This window comes from Wolbachia endosymbiont (group A) of Icerya purchasi, from assembly GCF_947251635.1.
GTDB lineage: Bacteria > Pseudomonadota > Alphaproteobacteria > Rickettsiales > Anaplasmataceae > Wolbachia > Wolbachia pipientis.
Genome location: NZ_OX366357.1, coordinates 221,957 through 240,906, shown reverse-complemented (window position 1 = coordinate 240,906; position 18,950 = coordinate 221,957). Strand labels below are relative to the sequence as shown.

Sequence of the window (18,950 nt, the reverse complement as noted above, 5' to 3'; positions counted from 1 at the left end):
GTTTTTCTATGATTTGAGTATAATTCTAACTTTACCTAAACAAAAAATTTAATGTCAATGTATCTTTCCTTACCATTTTTTATTACTGAGAATTATTTATTAATTACTGCGTTGATTCCACTTTTAAGTGCGTTAGCTATTTTTTTTACTGGTAAATGGCCCAGAGTGAACAATAGTATTACTGTCACTTCTTCTCTACTTCTATTTGCGTATACGTGTCTGTGCGCTTTATATTGGGTGTATGGTGATCATTCTCAATTTATCCTCATGGATTTTGGTAATAATTTGCACATTAGTTTAAAGCTAGAGTCTACCGGAGTAATATTCAGTTTATTGATATCGTTTTTATGGATACTAACCAGTATATATGCAATATGTTATATGCAGAATAACTATGCTGATAGCAATCACTCAAGTTTTCTATGCTTTTTTTTCAATATCGATTAGCTGTGCAATGTTTATTGCTTTTTCTGGAGATTTGCTCACTACATTTGTCTTTTATGAGCTTCTAACTATTAGTACATACCCTCTGGTTACTTACAACTCAACAAATGGATCAATGATTGCAGGACGCTATTACTTTGGCGTGCTATTTTTCTCTTCTTTGGTATTATTTTTTCCTGCAATAGGCCTTTTATATAATGAATTTCATACTTTAGACTTTGTAAGTGGTGGAATATTCAAATTTGATACTTCACTCATCACTTTTATTGCAGTGTGTTTTGCTATGCTAATTTACGTAATAGGAAAAGCTGCATTAATGCCAATGCATTTTTGGTTACCAAAAGCAATGGTTGCACCAACTCCTGTGAGTGCACTACTGCATGCTGTTGCTGTTGTGAAATCCGGAGTTTTCATCATCATAAAAGTTATATTATACACTTTTGGCGTCGATAACATGCAACGTTTTGTGCAGCAAAATTGGTTTGCTGGAGGGTGGCTTCCGTACGCTGCTGGATTTACTATTATTACTGCATCATTGATTGCACTAAAGCAAAAAGAATTAAAGAAATTGCTTGCTTACTCTACCATCTCTCAATTGTCATATATTATATTGTTCGCTTCAATTTTTAGTGAGCTCAGCATGAGGGTTGCAATTTTTCAATTAGTTTGCCACGCATTTGCAAAAATCACTTTGTTTTTCGTTGCCGGAGCAATAATAACGAGAGCAGGTGAGAAATATATAGATAAGATTTACGGTATAGGACGCAGTATGCCAATTAGCATGACAGCATTTGCTATAGGTGCGTTGTCTATGATAGGGGTGCCGCCTGCTCCAACTTTTTGGGGTAAATTTCTCATTTTTCAAGCTGTTTTCAACTCTGGCAATGTAATACTTTCTGTGTTTGTAACTCTAGTGTTAATTGTTAGTACTATACTCAACGCTCTGTACTTTTTACCGATGATTTACAATGCCTTTTTCTTAAAACCTTCTCAGAATTACTTCATTAAAAAAACGCCAATTCTTCTAGTTTTACCTCCAGTTATTACTGCTATGTGCACCTTGGTTATTTTTTTTTAGCTACCAAGTAATATTTTAAACGTGATTATCTGTACTTATAACCATTAACAATAAATTTAAATGGTATTATACCAGCCAGAGTTGCTTTTATATTCGACAAAGTGAAGCTAATCTCAACAGCCTGATTTTTCACCCCCTTATTTTGCTCGGTTGCAAAAACTACAGTAGCATTTCCAGCAAATGTAACTAAGTCCTTGGTCGATCGATCAATAGATAATGTTATTACATTTATGTTGGCAATTTTTCTTTTGGATGAAACAGCTTCATTGTTCGTTTTTTCCTGAAAGCCTTGATAGATTTTATGTATAGAATTATTTCTTATAAAATTTTCTTGGTACTTCGGTTCAACGATCTTAATGGACTCGTATATTTCAATGTATTTACTTACTAAGTACCTCGCTGTGGAAGTGTATTCATCTTCCTTTTTACTGAAACTAAGCTTATGCATTGCAGAGAACTCATCTTCTGTGTGGTTCATATACTTCACAAAATTTAAATCTTTTTTAATAGGAAACAACAGGTATATGTTTAATGTTAATAAACATATACATACTAGGAGAAGCGATACTATTAATGCCATCCAAGATCTTTCTGCTACACAAAACAGATACCTATGGCAATACCATTCGACTGCTTTACTAAAATAACTTTTGTTTTTTACTGATTCAAGCAATTTATCTTCCATAACACAATGCTACCAAATCCAATTATAATAACAACAAGATTAGATACTCTAAAAAACTTTAAAATATGTCTAAATTTTCCAAAATAGGATGAATGATTATATCACCTTGTTCCCCAATAAGGTAGAATTTGTCGATTTTGCTCACATCTATATCTATCATTTTTATACTGAAATTTTCAGGATTGTAAATATTACTTTCAGCACTTTTGTGATAATTATAATAATGTAATTTATTTTGATCATCAAAATAACCAAATTCATCAGCGAGGGTTCCCACCTTGCTACCTTTACCATCTTTGACTAGCCTAAATAGATCAATTGCGTGGTTTTGAGATCCAGGCTCAATAGGACCTTCTGCAGCAAAAAACTTAGGTGCATGACCAACATATTCCTTAAATTTTAGATTATGAGTCTTTTTTACACTACCAAAATCCACAAATTTATATTCATCTGAAACGCAAGAATATTGTGGATCATACTTTTTATATTCAAAAAACTCATTACCTAAAAAATTACAAAACGTTAATTTATAATTATCATGATCGGATTTAACGACTTTAAGGTAATGAAAATCTCTAGGAATCTTTACTTCCTCTTCCGTAATATGATTACGTACAACAAGCTCATCATTGAGCATATGATAGCCAATTTTTGGTAAAGCAGCTATATTGATTGTCTTATTTAGCTTAAAATTTGCTTCATAAATGCCGCTTAACAACTCCTTTCCTTTTTCAAACGCGAATTCTGGATTAAGGAAGGAAGTATAGGAAATAGAAGGCTTTTTGGATTTGATGGAATAGGAGATGAGAGTAGAAAAGATATGAACCAAGAAATCAACAGGGGATCTATGGCGAGTGTGTTCAATTTCTAGTCTATTTTTTAGGTAACCAAAAACAGTCTCAATGATAGACCTTTTTCTCAGTAAAATCTTCTCATTTAGCGAAATTAATGTATTTTTCATACCTTTTTTCACCTTGGTAACAAGTTTCAAACCTCGGTCAAACAGCTTCTGAAAAAGCTCTTTTGCAATATAACCTTTGTCACCAAACAAAAGGCCGGTTAATTTTTCCGTCAAATTTGGCACAGGTATCCTATCATCAACATTGCCTTTTGTTAGCGTAAGTGCATGAATTTCACCATTTTCATTGATTACCATATGTAATTTGAAACCAAAAAACCAGCCGTAAGTACTCTTGCTTAATTTTGCAATTCCAGCAAAAACTTTGTTTTTGGATATTCTTTTTGCATGACAAACTGCAATGGGAGTTGTGTCTATATATGAAATTCCAGTGTTTTCTGACTGTCCACAAAGCCAATGCAACAACATTGCTAAATGCCACAAAACCCTAGGCTTTAGAGCAACAAACCTGGTATATGAAGGCAACTTTGGAAACTCTGATTTGTAGAGCAACGTTAGGTAATGTAGATAGAAAGTTTTGAAATTTTTACACGGAGATTGTTGATATAGCAGGATTATTGTCATGATTTCAGAGTGCTCAATTTCCGTTGTTCTTGTGGGTTTTTTACCATTTGGCAGTAGTTTGCCTGCAAAATTTTTCTCTATATCTCTGCAAAAATCATCGACCAAACAAAACAGTTTTGTTATATCTTCCATGGGTAACCTCATCTATTTTTTTATAACTGCTGAGTTTACCCTGTTTTCTGCCTTTTCTATTCTCCTTTAATCCAGAATTCGCGTTGAAAGCACTGGTGTTAATTTTTCTTGTCCATTGTAAGTATTGTACCGTACTATCCACTTGATCATCATAGCGAGCTTCTGGGAACATTAAAATTTCGTACTCAAAATCATTGAGCCATACCGCTTGCTGTGGCAGAAAAACCCTGCCGGACTCTATCACCGGAACAATTTGATAAAATCGAGTGAGCTTGTCATTGTGTGGCACTATTTCAATAATCGGTAGATCGCTATTTGCCTTTAGCTTGTATCTTGTAAAAAGCATTTAATGTTTTAAGCTTAAGCATTAGATGGAGAAGGGAAAAACTCTGGCATTTGGCTTAGATATAAAATCTGTGCAAGAGATAAGAGTTCCCTTCTCAAAAGTATAGGCTGGACGGTATCGTAGAAAAACCTAAATGGTTCTAATTCTCTTGAATATAGGTTGGACACTTCATATTTCAGAAGATCGCCTAAATTATTTCCTTCAGTTATACTTATCATGTCTTTTTCTCTCCTTTTTTTATTTTTTACCGCCGTGTTTATAACTGCTATACACCGCGGTTATTACCTTATAATTAGCCATTATGGCGCATTTTGGACACTTATTTACCGCAGAGCACTATATATGGCGGTTATAAAATTTAAATGCACCGACTTTTCGCTACCTGTGTCATCAAATCTTCCTGCGAATTCCGTGGTACTGCACTCAGTATCTCTGTCTTCTTCGTTCTTTCTGCAAGTAATTCCATTAAAACCTCCCTTGCTTGCTCAACACTTACGCTTTGCTCAATAAATTCTCCTATCTTTTCTGGCATCTTTGATACATTACATAATCTTATTATCTCTAAAACTTCTCTACGACAGTTCTCGTAGCCTTCCTCAATAGTTGTCATACTAACACTCCTATGATTGTTGATAAATTCAAAAAATGTTGTAACTCCATCTGCAAGACCTATTTCTATTGCTTTCTCCCCAAAATATAGCCCTGCCTCTGTTGATCGAATCTTTTCAATTGAAAGACCTCTGTTCCTTGCTATTAGCTGCAAAAACATTTCATATAGTCGGTCTACTTCTTTTTGTAAGCTTCCCAGACTTTCAGACGTCATTGGCTCATGTGGGTTTAAATCATTCTTTCGACTACCAGCAAAGATTGTGGTGTACTTAATACCTTGCTTTTCATCAAACCTACTTTGATCTATATGACTTGCTATTACTCCTATACTCCCAACTCCTGAAGTGCGGGTGAGAAAAATCTTTTCAGCGCTAGAAGCTATAGCATATGCAGCAGAATATGCATCATCATTTGCTATTGCTATTATCCTCTTTTTTCCTCTTGCACTATAGATAAAATCAGCTAGGTCAAAGACACCTTTTACTTCCCCTCCTGGACTGTCTATGTCAAGTAGAATCGTCTCTATGCTTTTATCTTCTAAAGCACTCTCTATCTCTTCATGAATATTTTCATACGAAGTCATGTCTAAAATATGATCAAAAGCTTCTGTTTTTTTAGTCAAAACTCCATAAATACGTATTATTGCTATTCCTTTTGGGTTTATATGAAAATACTTTGAGTTCTTAAAGATAGGTTGTTTGCTGTTATATAATGATAGTAGTTCAAAGCTTCTTCTCTCTACCATTACTGGTTTATTTATCCACACCACTTCCTCCCTTTATTCTACTTTGTGATTAACATCAGAATCGAAACAAAGTCCAAAAGAATTAGCACGCTTTTGATCTTCTGCTATTTCTTGGTCAATTTCTTCTACATCGTAACCCATTTCTGATACTACCTCTGCTCGACTCTTAAATCCATTCCTTACTGCCATTTGCTGTGCTTGCTGATCTTTTAGCGGATCCACCCAATCAAATCCCTGTGGTATCCATTTTACTTCTTCTTTCACTGCTTTTACTACTTTTTCATCTATACTCAGTTCTCCACAAAGTACTGCTAATTCTAGCCATCTATTCCAAATAGGTCTACAAAACTGGAACACTATCACGTTGTGCTGTAACATTGCGCACCTTCTGCGAAACTCTATCAGCCCTGCTCGAATGGATGAATAATTAACACCGGTTAAATCTCCTGTTAGTTGCTCATATGTTATTCCTGTGCCTATTGCAATAGCTCTAAGCTGCTGTCTCATGAATGCTTCATAACTTCCTCCAACATCAGACGGCTCTGAAAACTTTATATCTTCTCCTGGGTCTAAAAGCTGCATTGTTCCTGGCTCTAAACCTGATAGTGCTACTCCTTGCTCATTCGCTTCACCTTCTCCTAAAATATTTGCTTCAGGATCAAGTCTCGTAATAAACCCTGCAAACATCGCTGCTGTCTTTTTTCTTACTAATTCTGCATCATCGTATTGATCAAGCTCATAAAGCTTTAGCAGTATACTCGAAAGCCATGGCTCTCCTCTAATTTGCCCAGGTCTCAGTGGTTTATAGATATGTAAAACATCGTTTGCTGGCACTCTTACTGACTCTCCAAAGGTACTTTCACCAGGATGTTCTTTAAATAAGTAATATGCTTCTCTTTGACCAAGTCGGTTAAATTCAATACCACTACGAATAATATTGCCATTTGCAAGTGTTTGATTACTTTTGTTATCTAAATGCTCTGATTCCAATACTTGAAGTTGCAATGGTACAGAAAATCCATCTTCGAGTTTACGATGTCGGAGGCGTACAAAACACTCTCCACTTTCTATCATGCTCCTACATACCAGAGCTTGTAATCCATAAAAATCACTTACTCCGTTACTATCTGCTTCATCTGTCCATCTTAGCCATAATTCTTGCACCTTCTTTCGAAATTCTCCATCTCTTGCTTTTGATTGCGGCTTTATTCCTGTTCCAATAGAGTTACTTACTATTGTATCAATTATACTTGCAGCGTAAGGATTTTTTCTTACCATGTCACGAGAGCGGCTACGCAAGTGCTCAAGGCTCTGAGAAAGTAAATTATTTATACTTCCTGTTTCTCCTTGCCAATACATTACCCTTCTTCCTGAGCCTGACGCATCCCAGGCTGAACTTTTGATTTTTGGCTTGCTAAATAGTTGTTTGAACGATTTTAATAGCATTACTTTTCCTTATCTGAAATTTTCAATAATTCAGCCTCTAGCTCTTCTATTGTTGGTAGCGCTGTTTTTATCTCTTCTGGTAGGTTTTCAGTTATTCGATATTCAGCAAGGCCTATCGGTTTCGTCATATCCTTTAGCGTGTATTTTGCTAGTACATCATTTTTAGATTTACATAAAATTAATCCTATAGATGGTTGATCTGTCTCATGCTTCAGTAAATCATCAACGGCTGAAAGATAAAAATTCATTTTTCCTGCATATTCAGGTTTAAATTTTTTATCTTTTAATTCAATCACCACAAAACAACGTAGCTTCAAGTGGTAAAACAATAAATCTATGTAGAAATCGTCATCGCCAACATCTAAATGAAATTGTCTACCAACAAACGCAAATCCTTCCCCTAGCTCAAGCAAAAACTTCTCTACATGGCCTACAAGTCCTTTTTCTACTTCTCTTTCGTGAGCATCGTCTCCTATACTCAAAAAATCAAAAATATATGGATCTTTTAATGTATAATGCGCTAAATCTGATTGAGGTGAAGGTAACTTCTCTTTAAAATTAGTGATAGCCTTTCCCTGACGTTTATGTAACCCAAGTTCAATCTGCATTACCATAATGTTTCTTGACCAGCCATGTTCTATAGCTTCTTTTATGTAGAATAGCCTCGCTTCTTTGTCCCGAACTAAGTCCATCAGAAATACATTATGTCCCCATGGCAATTGGGCAACAAGTTGTTGCACAAATTCAATATCTTGATATTCCCCTGCAAACTGCCTCATATATTTTAGATTTCTTGTGCTAAAACCTTTCATTTCTGGAAACTCAGCCTTTAAGTCTCTACTTAACTGCTCAATTACTTTGGATCCCCAACCTTGGCTCTTTTGTTTTTCTAGAATCTGTGTTCCAATATAATGATAAAGTAGTAGTAGCTCTTTATTTACTGTTCTTGCTGCTTTATAACGACTAGTAGCAATCTGTTCTTTGAGCTGCTCTAAAAATCTGTATATTCTTTTGCTATAATTTTTGTCATAGAGTTCCTTTCAACGATTTTTATCATTATATGATCCCCTTACTCGTTGAAAAAACAATCTTTCTCTTTTGCTTTATACCTGCAATTTTCAATTCAGCCTTAATACGTTGCCGTAGATTCAGCAAGTCATTTATCTGAACTTCAGCATATCTCACTACATGGTCACCATATGCAATTGATACTACTCGCTCTCCGTTTTGCAGCTTCTTTATTGCTTGTTCAACTTGAAACAAATACTCTTCGTTATACATTTTTCAACCACTTACTCTGTCTTACTTTTTTAGGCTTTTTACTTTCCATTTTTCCACTCAGACTATTCCATTTACTCTCTGGCCAACGATCAATTCCAAGCGCAATAGATGCAGCTCTGGCATAAATTCGGCAATCTAGTACTTCATTTCTTTCTCTTACCTTTTGCCACTCTTGTTTGGTATATCCCTTTACTACCTTGCTGACTAATTGCTCTGCCGTTAGCTGCTTAAAATATTCAGGTGCATACTCCGGAAAATGACAGTATCCAGGTAGAGCTTTTCCCTCTTCTTCTTTTAAAACATTAAGTAATTGAAAAAGCTCTGACTTTAATATCGATACTCCCACTGGCCAAAGCTTTATTCCTCTTTTTAGCTTTTGACCACCAACTGTTATATCTACTCTACTTGGGCTGCTAAGTGGTACTAGTGCTTTATTTACACCTTTCACTGCCATTACTCTTCCAGATCCTTGATGACCTCTCACCCAGTTGTATACTTCTTGTGTTGCATACCCTGCATCAACCGCCATCATGCTTATCATATATTCAAGCCCATTTTCACCGATAAAATGATGATTTAAGAGCTCAGAGAGTTTTCCCCATACTTCTCCACCTCCTGTATCTCCTTCAAATACTTGGTAGTCTATTGACCAACTTTCACGGCTTCTTCCCCATGCTACAACTTCTACTTCTAAACGGTCTTTTTGAACATCAACTCCTGCTGTGAGAACTACTTCGCCCCTTGGTACTGTGCCAATCTGAAAAAATTCTCTTCTGTTAAATAATTGCTTCCAGTCTGGTACTTCTCCTTTATCTACCCAGGTTTCTCCAAGCGTAGTATTTATCCAAACTTTCAGTAATTGTTCACTTTCTTTTGCATGGAGAAAATCCTCTACTGCTTGAGTCCAACTATACCACCCAACTGGACTATAAAGACTTGAAAGATGAAATCCTTTTTTCTCACCTTTTACTCTATTAGTAGGCCTCCATTCTCCACGTTCAAGCATCTCTGTCTTTTGATGATTTTCTATTTTGCCGCTACATTCAGTGCAGACATAATGTGCTGTTCTTGAGTCATTATCTTCCCATTTAATTTGTGACCATTTCAGAACTTGATAGTAATTACAATATGGACATGGTACAAAAAAATATCTCTTATCTGTTGCTTCAAATTCTTTCTCAATTCTGCTTATTCCATGAATCGTTGGTGTCGATACTAAAAAAATCTTTCTCCGTGCAAATGTATTAGTACGGGCTATGCTGAGTAAAACTGGATCTCCTTCACCTCACGAATCTCCTGGATAGGCATCAATCTCATCAAGAAAGAGATATTTTACTGGCATAGATCTCAGTGCTACACTGCTATTTGCTCCGGTTATTACTACTATTCCACCTGGAAATTCCTTACTTTGTACAGTATTCCCTGAATCTCTTGATCTTGGGTCTTTTACTTTACTTTTTAAACATGGTGTACTCTCTATTAACGGTGCAAATCTTCCTTTTGACCAACGCTTTCCCATTTCAACTGTTGGCTGCACAACTAACATTGGACCAGGAGTCTGATCTATAATATAGCCTATCCAATTGTTACCAGCTTCTGTTCCCCCAATCTGTGCTCCTTTCATGAATACTATTTTCTCTGCTGGTGAAGATGGAGATAGTGAATCCATGATTTCTTTTAAATAAGGAGTTCTCTCTGTTCTCCATTTACCTGGCTCTGATGCTGCAGTTGGAGCTAAAACTCGATACTCATTTGCCCACTCTGACACTTTAAGCTGCGGATCCGGTTTTAAACCTTCAGAAAAAGATGTGGCGTATATCATATTGCTAGCTCTTCACCATCATTAGATGATATTTCCACATCACTTAAATTAGGACTACTTGTTTTCCCACTTTCGAGTTCAATAAACATTTTCTTTTCAAGCGCTTCTTCTATATACTTCTGAATTAAATTACTCATTATTATTGCAGCTATGAGCGCAACTATTCCCACCATTACCGCAGCTATAATGTTAGGGTAAATTCCTACTATCGCTATTGCACATACTGTTATAGAAACACAGATGATATTGATGCATTTCTTTATTTTTTTGTCTGCTATTTTCCTTTCTTCAAAATATTTATTGCTCAATAAATGAAACGTTGGAAAGTTGTCATTTTTTCCAAATAAAACTATATCTTTTTCTTTGCTTAATAACTTTATCAGTTTTACGTTATTTGTTGTTATTGCGTACTGAAAAACATCTGTAGCATCTGCTCTTTTCTTTAGCAGTAATTTTACTATATTAAAATGTCTATTTATTGCTGCAAGATATATCGCTGATTCTCCTTTATTGTTTAAAATATCTACTTCAACTCCCTCTTCTAAAATCTCTTCTAGGAACTCCTCATATCCTTTTTTTGCAGCTAAATGAAGTAAACTGTTTTTATCTTCTCCATATTTACTACTCACTAAAATTTCCACTATATCTTGTTTATTCCTTTCTCTTGCATAACAAAATGGTGTTTTGCCTTTATCATCTCTAATCAAAGGATCTATATCTTCTCGGGTTAGTAAAACCTCTATTGTTTTAAGTCTTTCAGCATAATGTAATGGTGTTTTATTTTCATAGTCTTGTAAATTGACCTTGGAGTTTGGAGCATTTGTTAAACACCTTACAATATCCAAACACAAATCTCGTTCATCATAATTGCTAACGCTTACAGCATTGTGAAGAGGTGATAACTTTGTTGCATTTTCTCCACTACCGGTCCTATTTACATTTGCATCAAGGTCTACTAGTTTTTTTACTACTCCTATTCTCTTGTTGTTTACTGCATAATGCATTGCTGCATGATTTCTTGCATCAAGAACATCTTTGTCCGCATTTCCTTCTTTAATTAAAATTTCTACTATTTTTTCATGCCCAGCTCCTGATGCTAAATGTAATGGTGTATGTAGTAAAGCATTCTGCTCATTAACATTAACCCCTTTGTCGAGTAAAAACCTTACAGCATTTGCTTCATTCAACATCGTAGCTAAATGAAGTAAGCTATCTTTCTCCAATCCATATTTGTGATTGATTAGTGCTTGTAATATCTCTTCTCTTGCACAAGAGAGCGCACTTTTACCATCATCATCAGTGATCAGTGGATTAATATTTTTCCTATTTAGTAAAAGCGCAACCATACTAAGCTCGTTAATTTCTACTGCATAATGTAGTGGGGTTTTCCCATTTAATCCTCTAACATTTACATCCACTCCTTGCTGATTAATGAGACACTTTATTAATTCTAAACTTAAGTTAGCAGACATTATTTAAAACTTAATATTAGATAATTCTTGTAATGAGTTTGTAATCTCTTCGGTTAGCGCCATATGAATCTTTTCAGTGTCACTCAGTGATGCAAGCAGTGCTGAAACTCTATTTGGAATATTAAGCAAATTATTACGTACAACTCTTGCTACGTTAAATGCCTCACTTTTTACTTCTTCTACTGCTACAAGTTCTCCTATTTCAGCCTTAGCTTTTGCCTCAAGCAATTTGCCACGTTCCATCTCATTTTTTATTCGCGTTTTTAGCAACATTGTAGAAAGGTTACTTGTATTTTCGTTTTCTGGATTTTTCCTCCTCAGTGGCTGACTTGGATCTCTTATTGCTGCCACTGCTTCATTTGCCTGTTCTCTATTGATCAAACCATCCTCCAACTCAACTATTCCTTTTTTTACTAAATAACAGACATATTGCTTTGAAACTCCTATCTCTCTTGCCCATTCTGTTTGCGTTATCTTTTCCACTTTTTTCTTACTGTTTTTCTTCTTGAATCTCTGAAAAGGTTTTACCAGTACCAGAAAGAATTGCTTCCCTGCCTGTGTACACTTGCCAACGTTTTATCGTTACATCTACAAATTTTGAATCTAGCTCTATTGTCCTACAAATTCTTCCTGTTCTCTCACATGCAATCAGCGTACTTCCAGAGCCGCTAAATGGATCAAGAACTATGTCTCCTGGTCTACTGCTGTTTACTATTGCTCTCTCCATTAGCTCTACTGGCTTCATTGTTGGGTGTAGTGTATTGTGTGTTGGCTTATCATAAAACCACAGATCACTTTGATTTCTACCTCCATGCCACTCACGTTTATTGCCATTTTTCCAACCGTAGAGCATTGCTTCGTATTGTCTTTGATAATCAGACCTTCCTAGCGTAAAGTGACTCTTTGCCCAAATGATAAATGTTGAACATTTTCCTCCTGCCTCCTCAAATACTTTTTGCAACGTTGAAAACTCTGATGATGATACGCAGATGTAAATTGCACCTTTCGTATATGCTAAAATATGGGAACAGATGTCGTAGAGAAAAAGTTCGTACTTTTCACCTTGATTATCATTTAATATCTTTTTATCTTGGCTATTACCATAATCAACGTTATATGGAGGATCACAAACAGTAATGTCTGCCATTTTATCATCTAACAACGCTTTATATAATTCAACTACAGAGCTATCACCACAATAGATTCTATGATCACCTAAAATCCATAAATCCCCTGGTTTTGTTACTTCTACTTTTTTGTCATCAACAACTAAGTCAGAAAGATCTTCTTCTTCACCATCTAAATCATCAAGAAAGTTTTGAACTTTTTCTAGCTCAAATCCAGTCATTTTAAGATCAAACTGTAAATCTTCTAACTCTTGAATTTCCACTCTCAAAAGATCATCGTCCCACTTTGCCCAATTAGCTGATTGATTTGCCAGTAACCGAAAAGCTTTAGTTTGTGGTTCATTTAAATTATCACTTAAGACCACTGGAATACTCTCCATACCAAGTTTTCTTGCTGCTTTAAGTCTTAAATGACCATCAACCACAGTGCCATCGCTTTTTGCAACTATTGGAATACGAAAGCCAAATTCTCGAATAGAAGCACACATTCTGTTGACCACATCGTCATTTTTACGTGGATTACGCTCATATTCAACTAGGTTTTCAACAGGATAGTAGTGGATTGCTAAATTCATATAATTTAAATCCTTAATAATTAAAAAGTTAATATTCAAAATATATCTGACGCTAGAGAAGGCCTGAGGTCCAACCCACTAAACCCGCCATTCTGGCTGAAAGGACCCACTTTTTATGGGTTTTTTTGTCTTATTAATATCTTTACTAATATAGAACATTAATGCCAAAGCATCGGCCTCATTATCATCTCTAGGTAAAAAACTTTTTTCACGTATCGCTTCAATAACTTCACTCTTACTTGCATTGCCTTTGCCTGTTATAAAGCGTTTTATAGTTTTAACATTAACACCTTAGTAGGGAATATTGTTCTCTTCACACCAAGCAGACAGAACTGCGAGAAAACCGCCATAGCAATGCGCTGCATCAGTTCCTAGATGTCTTCTCACTTCTTCAAAATACACTGCAGTGAACTCATGTTTCAAAGAATTAAGCCAATTACGAAAATTCAAGAAGCACATGCCACCTCCGCTAAAACGGCTACCATGAAAGCTTTTGCTTCCACTTTCAATTACTCCATCTGTTAGAATTGCCCAGCCCATTTGCTTGCCGAGGTCCAGTGTTAGGATTGACATTTATATTCAGAATTTGTTTCGCTAGAGTGCTATATAATATATATTCAGGATTTGGAAAATTTTTGTCCAAAAAATCTTCTTCTTAAGCAAACTTTTTAGAAAAAACTTGGTTAAAAATCAGTAAACAGCCCTTGCATAATTATTGGTCAAGACTTTCAGATTTCTATCTTAACTATTTAAATAGTCTATTATGTTATTATGGTGTGGTTAGTTTCTTATGAACATTTATCCAAATCGTAAATTTTGGGAAGATGATTTAGAAGTCCCTGTTAACCATTTCCTTGACCGTTTTCACAATACAAAAATACGTCAGTCTTGGATAGATTCACTTTCTGGTAAGCAATTAAATATTATTTTTCAAAACTCCTTTAAAGATAAATTAAATGCTCAACTCTTTGATGATGAAAGTTACGATAATACATCTGTACAATACAAACGTAAAGTGATTGCTAATTATTCCGATTCTCTCGTTACTTACTACTTGATTACCTGTTTTGACCGTGCAAAACTAGAAGTTACTGTCAGTGAAATTGCAAGATCTGCATTAACTACGGAACTCATGAAATCCTACCTTGTGAAAAATAATAATAAATATGACAAGAAGTCTTTGCTGTTTCTACTGTTTCATGCAGATTACAATCTTTTAAAGTCTGTCTATCACTTTGAAAAAATACAAAGAAAGAGTTTCATGTCTTTTGCCTTACAAAAAATACCAAGACGACCAAGTACTCCATTTAAAGACTTTATCTCAGAGGAAATCATACAACAAATACTGAAAGAAGATAACATTAAGAGAAATGACAGTTTCGAGAATCAACTACAAGGTTTCTTCTATCATCAGAATCGTTTATATGTGTTAATACGCAAAGCTAGCGATATAGATTTGTTGTTAAATTCAAACAAAGTTATTCATGGCCATAAGGCAGAGTGGATGATTTTGGATTTTCTACTAAATGGCACTCAGGTAGATCTTGGTGCTAGAAATATTGATCAAGCTATAGAAATAGCAAATAGCATTGCAAGTTGTTACTTTGGTTGCGAATGTATTTTTGTAGATGTGCAGGATAAAAACTTCGCGGAACAGGTGCATAAATTTATAGAAACTTGTATTAATGAATCTGATTCAAATATTCGTGTTTTTGAGTTAAAGTTTCAGTCAAATCGTTTCAATTACAGCTATACTAATATCACTTTGACTGTTGCTCCATATGATCCTATTGCACCGGAATTGCATGTTTTAAAGCCATTTGTAGGAGACATAGTGCCATTTATAGAGTCGATTAAAGTAATATTTCAAGGCAAAAAGATAGGCTTATTTTTCAAGCGAAGTGATGAGTACATAGCAATTTACTACTCTGAACATCCTCTGAATAAAAGGGAAAGAGAGGATTTTAAAGCATACATAAAACAATTTTATGGTCTTACAATCTTGCCAAGAGCAAATCTCTGATCTTCTTAATTCTGGCAGCTCTTGGGTTAATCCAAATCAAAATTACATCGAAGCAGCAAGGTATTTGTCGGATCTTGAATTAATTAAGATGCAAGAGAGGTCTTACATTATCTGCTCTCGTAGACAAGATAAATTAGATTGGCCAAATATAGTTGATCCATACTGTAACAATGAGATTTTCATTGATGAGGACTTTAACGAAGCATGCGATAATATAATTTGTGAAAACTGCAACCGTGATATTTTACCTAATACCTACAAGAAGCAAAGATTTCACCGCTTATCTGCATATTTAAACCCAGAGAAATTTATGAATTGGTTTGAAGGTCAGCTAAGTGATACAAATTTTATGTGGCAAAAAGTGGAAAGCGGAGTTTATCATGTTGGTGGACAAGGTAAGATTGTAAGTTTAATCATACTTGATTTTTGCACCAATCCAACATTCTTAACGATAGATAAGCTTAAAGCTAATCCAACTGTATTAATAATACTGAGAAAAAATCCATCAAACATACCTCTTGATTTGCCCACAGTAAAAATGGTTGACCTTTTCTTTCAGCATAAGACTTTAATTGAAGTATTCCAAGAAGCAGCACAAAGAGGAGTACTAGAGTTCATACCAAATACTTCAATGCAAATCTTACATACTGCACTTAATCTAATTGAACCTCCTAAAGAGAAGGAATTATTAAAGTTGCAATTGATAGAGGGCTCACTTTACGTAAACAATATAGAGATTCTAAATAAGAAAGCTGTAGCATGTATGAAAGTTTTGCGCGTATTATTTGAACAATTTTTGAATGATTGTAAAAAAGAATTACCTCCTGAAAAACACATGTTGCTTAGCATAACTGAAATAGAAAAACGCCTAAATCTTGATCCAGAAGCAGACCCAGAACATCACATCAGAAAACCACTAAATACAATCCAAAGAACAATAAAAACCACCTTAGCTAAAAAGTTAGGATTAAACATCGAACGTAATGATGTGATTCAAACAGTTGGTTGGCCTGGATCATCGCGTAAAGATTATGGTTACCGTATTAACCCTTTCACTGTGCTGATAAAAGTAGTTCGTTAACTGTGTTGAAGAGAAGTAAAAGATGTTACAATGGAAAAAGTAAAATTTGTGACAAGGCTTGTGATCAAGTTTTAAAGAAGCGTTCTTTGGTTGGTATTTTACCCTAAAGTCACATCTAGCTTTAAAATACAGTTTTTGCCTTATCTAAAAAAAATACAAATTCTCAATTACGTAAAAGCCTAAATTTCTTTTGCTTTCTTCAATCTTTTCTACTCTGTTCGTTTGCCGACTTTTGTGTTTGAAGCACATCTACATTCAATGCCCCTATACTAATATATACCGACCACTTTTTCCGGGAGTTTCTGAAAAAAAAAGTTAAAATAATTTTAAGACAGCTAAGAAATTAAAAAGAGCATTATGTCTTTTACAACAGAAATCTTCGCTATTTGAGTCCTTTCCATTTTGGAAACAACTTTTTACTTGAGCTGAAAAGAGATTACATGAGTTTTTGGTAAAAACATACAAAACCTATCTAAATCATCAATAACGCTATAATAGCCCTCTAAAGACGTTTTAAAGAATGGTATTGTAGTAGAGAGATTATTTTGGCTCCATTCCCTTCTTGTAAAGCTAAAGATACTAATGTTAGCAAACTCTATAAACTTAAGAATAACTATAGAAACTATTATTTTTTAAAGTCAGAAAAAACATCACTTACAATTTAATAATTCTCCAAAATCAATTATGTTTGAAAAGTAATCACTATCTATAACATCATCACTTACATCATTGACGTGGATAAGGACTGGACGACATGAAAAGCCTTTTGGACGATTTAGTGCATCTATTTTCTTTTGTACCTCTTGTATTATTGAATGACCAATTTTATCTTTTGAAAATTTGATTTCGCAAATGTAGAGAGTGTTAAACTTCGTTTGAATCATATAATCAATTTGACAACCTGCACTATTACGCGTTCTCTTCTGAAAAAATGGATTCTCGCTTATTATTCCATCAATTCCTAAGATATTATGTATACTCTTTCTATTGTTCAGCACCAAATTTTCAAATTGAAGCCCAATAATTGTATACCACTCTGGTAAGAACCCTATAGAATAGGTGTCACGACTAATTTTTCCTAGATCTTTTTCGATATATTTTAGATAAAACCTTAAATAATTATCTTGAAGTCTGTACTTCCTGAGTCGTGAATCAGTACCCGTTTTTATATTCCAAGTGTGATCCTTTGCAATAAAACCGGCAAGCTCCAGCTCATGTAGATACTCAGAAATGCGTCCATGTCTTGCAATGTTTAAAGCAGTACAAATTTCTTCCTGTTCTTTAGCTCCAGTAGAAAGAGCTCTCACTATTTGCTTATAAAAAGCTGTTTTTCGCATGAATAGATCTGAAAATATTTGGTCAAACTCCTCAACTAAAAATCCACCTTTTGTAAAACAAAGCGTTTTAATATTTCTTTCAGCACTGTGTCTAAAATTTACCTCTTCTAAATATTTTGGAATTCCACCGGTTACTGCAAGCACCTTAAACTTTTCGTATGCTGAAATGTTTTTTGGCCAAAATTCATTGCAATCAGAAAGTGATAACTCCCCGAGTGTTAAAGTCAACGATATTCTTCCTACAAAACCAGTACTACTAAGTATATTTTTCTCGATCCAAGATGATGCAGATCCACAAACGACAAAAATTAGCTTGTTATTATTTTTTAGCTGTATATCCCAAAAATTCTTTATTTTGCCTAAAAAAGTTGGATCTTTTGAGCCCATCCAAGAAATTTCATCAAATAGCAATAATATTTTCCCTGATAGTAGACGTTCACCAACTGCCCATAGTAAGTCACTCCAGTCGTCATATCTAGCAAAAGATGTATTAAATTGTCTAGCAACTTGTCTAGAAAATTCATTAAGTTGGTGGGATGTTGTAGTATGCTTTTCTGGTGGCAAACCTATAAATGAGTAATACTGCTCGAAATGCTTACCAAACTCTTGAATTAAACGACTTTTTCCTATACGACGCCTTCCTTTTACTACTACAAAAGACGCAGTATTTTTTTTTGTAAGCTCCAGTAGTTGCTTTAACTCAGTTTGCCTACCAATAAATAATGGAGACATAAAATACGAAATATAAATCTTTGTCTCCGTTATACGAGATAAAATTGGAGACGTAAATAAATAAATTTAGATCTTTGTCTCCATCTTGAACTATTGAGAGGGTTTTGTAGCTTATGTTTATGGCAGCAACTTCAAACTTTTTTCCTTGAGCTACCTCTACAATTTGCTAATTTCATTACTGAGAGTTTTGCAATTAATTGCTCAGAGGTTTGCGATAAAAGTTGTTATATTCCCATAATAGTCTCCATAACCCCTTATACTCACCATAAGTTGTTCAATCTTTTTTGAAAAATTTTCTTTGCAAAGTGTAAAAAATGTGTTAAACTTACTAGTAAGTTTACTAAAGATGCCTTTTATTTGCGTTTTAGAGGACATTATAAGCGTTCTTTAGTGTGGCTAGTAAGTTTACCCTAAAGTTACAGATAGCTTTAAAATGCAGCTTTTGCCTCATCTAAAAAAATTAAGAATATAAAGCTGTTTATTTTGCTTTCTTCAATCTTTTCTACCTCAAGTCTTCATCGCGCTTGCATAA

General features: G+C 34.6%; 11 protein-coding genes and 7 pseudogenes. 3 read left to right on the top strand and 15 right to left on the bottom strand.

What is annotated here, in order from left to right:
• The first annotated feature begins 57 nt into the window (after positions 1-57).
• Positions 58-1,541 (top strand): annotated as a pseudogene (locus tag OPR17_RS01265) (proton-conducting transporter transmembrane domain-containing protein).
• A gap of 6 nt (positions 1,542-1,547) precedes the next feature.
• Here OPR17_RS01265 and OPR17_RS01260 read toward each other — a convergent pair.
• From OPR17_RS01260 to OPR17_RS01205, 14 genes and pseudogenes are all read right to left on the bottom strand, one after another.
• Positions 1,548-2,207 carry a conjugal transfer protein TraJ gene (locus OPR17_RS01260; RefSeq protein WP_265021826.1) on the bottom strand — a complete coding sequence of 220 codons (660 nt, stop codon included), beginning with the start codon at positions 2,205-2,207 and terminating at the stop codon, positions 1,548-1,550.
• 58 nt (positions 2,208-2,265) lie between these two features.
• The gene (locus OPR17_RS07280; protein WP_406828661.1) at positions 2,266-2,979 is read right to left on the bottom strand and encodes a hypothetical protein; all 714 of its coding nucleotides are present in this window, start codon (positions 2,977-2,979) and stop codon (positions 2,266-2,268) included.
• A pseudogene (locus OPR17_RS01255) lies at positions 2,959-3,822 on the bottom strand (IS982 family transposase); the annotation flags it as partial. The gene OPR17_RS07280 and the pseudogene OPR17_RS01255, both read right to left, overlap by 21 nt.
• 106 nt (positions 3,823-3,928) lie before the next feature.
• A pseudogene (terL, locus tag OPR17_RS07275) lies at positions 3,929-4,150 on the bottom strand (phage terminase large subunit); the annotation flags it as partial.
• A gap of 161 nt (positions 4,151-4,311) precedes the next feature.
• A pseudogene (locus OPR17_RS07270) lies at positions 4,312-4,386 on the bottom strand (head decoration protein); the annotation flags it as partial.
• Between the two features lie 140 nt (positions 4,387-4,526).
• Entirely contained in the window at positions 4,527-5,522 is a 996-nt protein-coding gene (locus OPR17_RS01245; RefSeq protein ID WP_406828659.1) for a S49 family peptidase, read from the bottom strand.
• A gap of 33 nt (positions 5,523-5,555) precedes the next feature.
• A complete protein-coding gene (locus tag OPR17_RS01240; protein WP_265021824.1) occupies positions 5,556-6,968 on the bottom strand; it encodes a phage portal protein in 1,413 nt (470 codons plus the stop codon).
• Positions 6,968-7,998: pseudogene (locus OPR17_RS01235) on the bottom strand (PDDEXK nuclease domain-containing protein). Before OPR17_RS01235 ends, OPR17_RS01240 begins: the two are co-directional and overlap by 1 nt.
• A gap of 26 nt (positions 7,999-8,024) precedes the next feature.
• On the bottom strand, positions 8,025-8,249 hold the full coding sequence (locus OPR17_RS01230) for a gpW family protein (RefSeq protein ID WP_265021823.1): 225 nt from the start codon (positions 8,247-8,249) through the stop codon (positions 8,025-8,027).
• A pseudogene (locus tag OPR17_RS01225) lies at positions 8,242-10,071 on the bottom strand (phage terminase large subunit family protein). Before OPR17_RS01225 ends, OPR17_RS01230 begins: the two are co-directional and overlap by 8 nt.
• Complete coding sequence (locus tag OPR17_RS01220) at positions 10,068-11,543, bottom strand: ankyrin repeat domain-containing protein (RefSeq protein ID WP_265021822.1); 1,476 nt, start codon at positions 11,541-11,543, stop codon at positions 10,068-10,070. The pseudogene OPR17_RS01225 and the gene OPR17_RS01220 overlap by 4 nt, the downstream one beginning before the upstream one ends.
• A gap of 3 nt (positions 11,544-11,546) precedes the next feature.
• On the bottom strand, positions 11,547-12,026 hold the full coding sequence (locus OPR17_RS01215) for a hypothetical protein (protein WP_015588412.1): 480 nt from the start codon (positions 12,024-12,026) through the stop codon (positions 11,547-11,549).
• Between the two features lie 7 nt (positions 12,027-12,033).
• On the bottom strand, positions 12,034-13,245 hold the full coding sequence (locus OPR17_RS01210) for a DNA modification methylase (protein WP_265021821.1): 1,212 nt from the start codon (positions 13,243-13,245) through the stop codon (positions 12,034-12,036).
• 78 nt (positions 13,246-13,323) lie between these two features.
• Positions 13,324-13,818 (bottom strand): annotated as a pseudogene (locus tag OPR17_RS01205) (crossover junction endodeoxyribonuclease RuvC).
• Between the two features lie 217 nt (positions 13,819-14,035).
• Here OPR17_RS01205 and OPR17_RS01200 point away from each other — a divergent pair.
• Complete coding sequence (locus OPR17_RS01200; protein WP_265021820.1) at positions 14,036-15,268, top strand: hypothetical protein; 1,233 nt, start codon at positions 14,036-14,038, stop codon at positions 15,266-15,268.
• The gene (locus OPR17_RS01195; RefSeq protein ID WP_265021819.1) at positions 15,234-16,349 is read left to right on the top strand and encodes a hypothetical protein; all 1,116 of its coding nucleotides are present in this window, start codon (positions 15,234-15,236) and stop codon (positions 16,347-16,349) included. The genes OPR17_RS01200 and OPR17_RS01195 overlap by 35 nt, the downstream gene beginning before the upstream one ends.
• A 650-nt stretch (positions 16,350-16,999) precedes the next feature.
• On the opposite strand, the gene OPR17_RS01190 is transcribed toward OPR17_RS01195, so the two are convergent.
• Positions 17,000-18,418: an AAA family ATPase gene (locus OPR17_RS01190; RefSeq protein WP_265021818.1), complete on the bottom strand. Its 1,419-nt coding sequence runs from the start codon at positions 18,416-18,418 to the stop codon at positions 17,000-17,002.
• Positions 18,419-18,950: the final 532 nt, after the last annotated feature.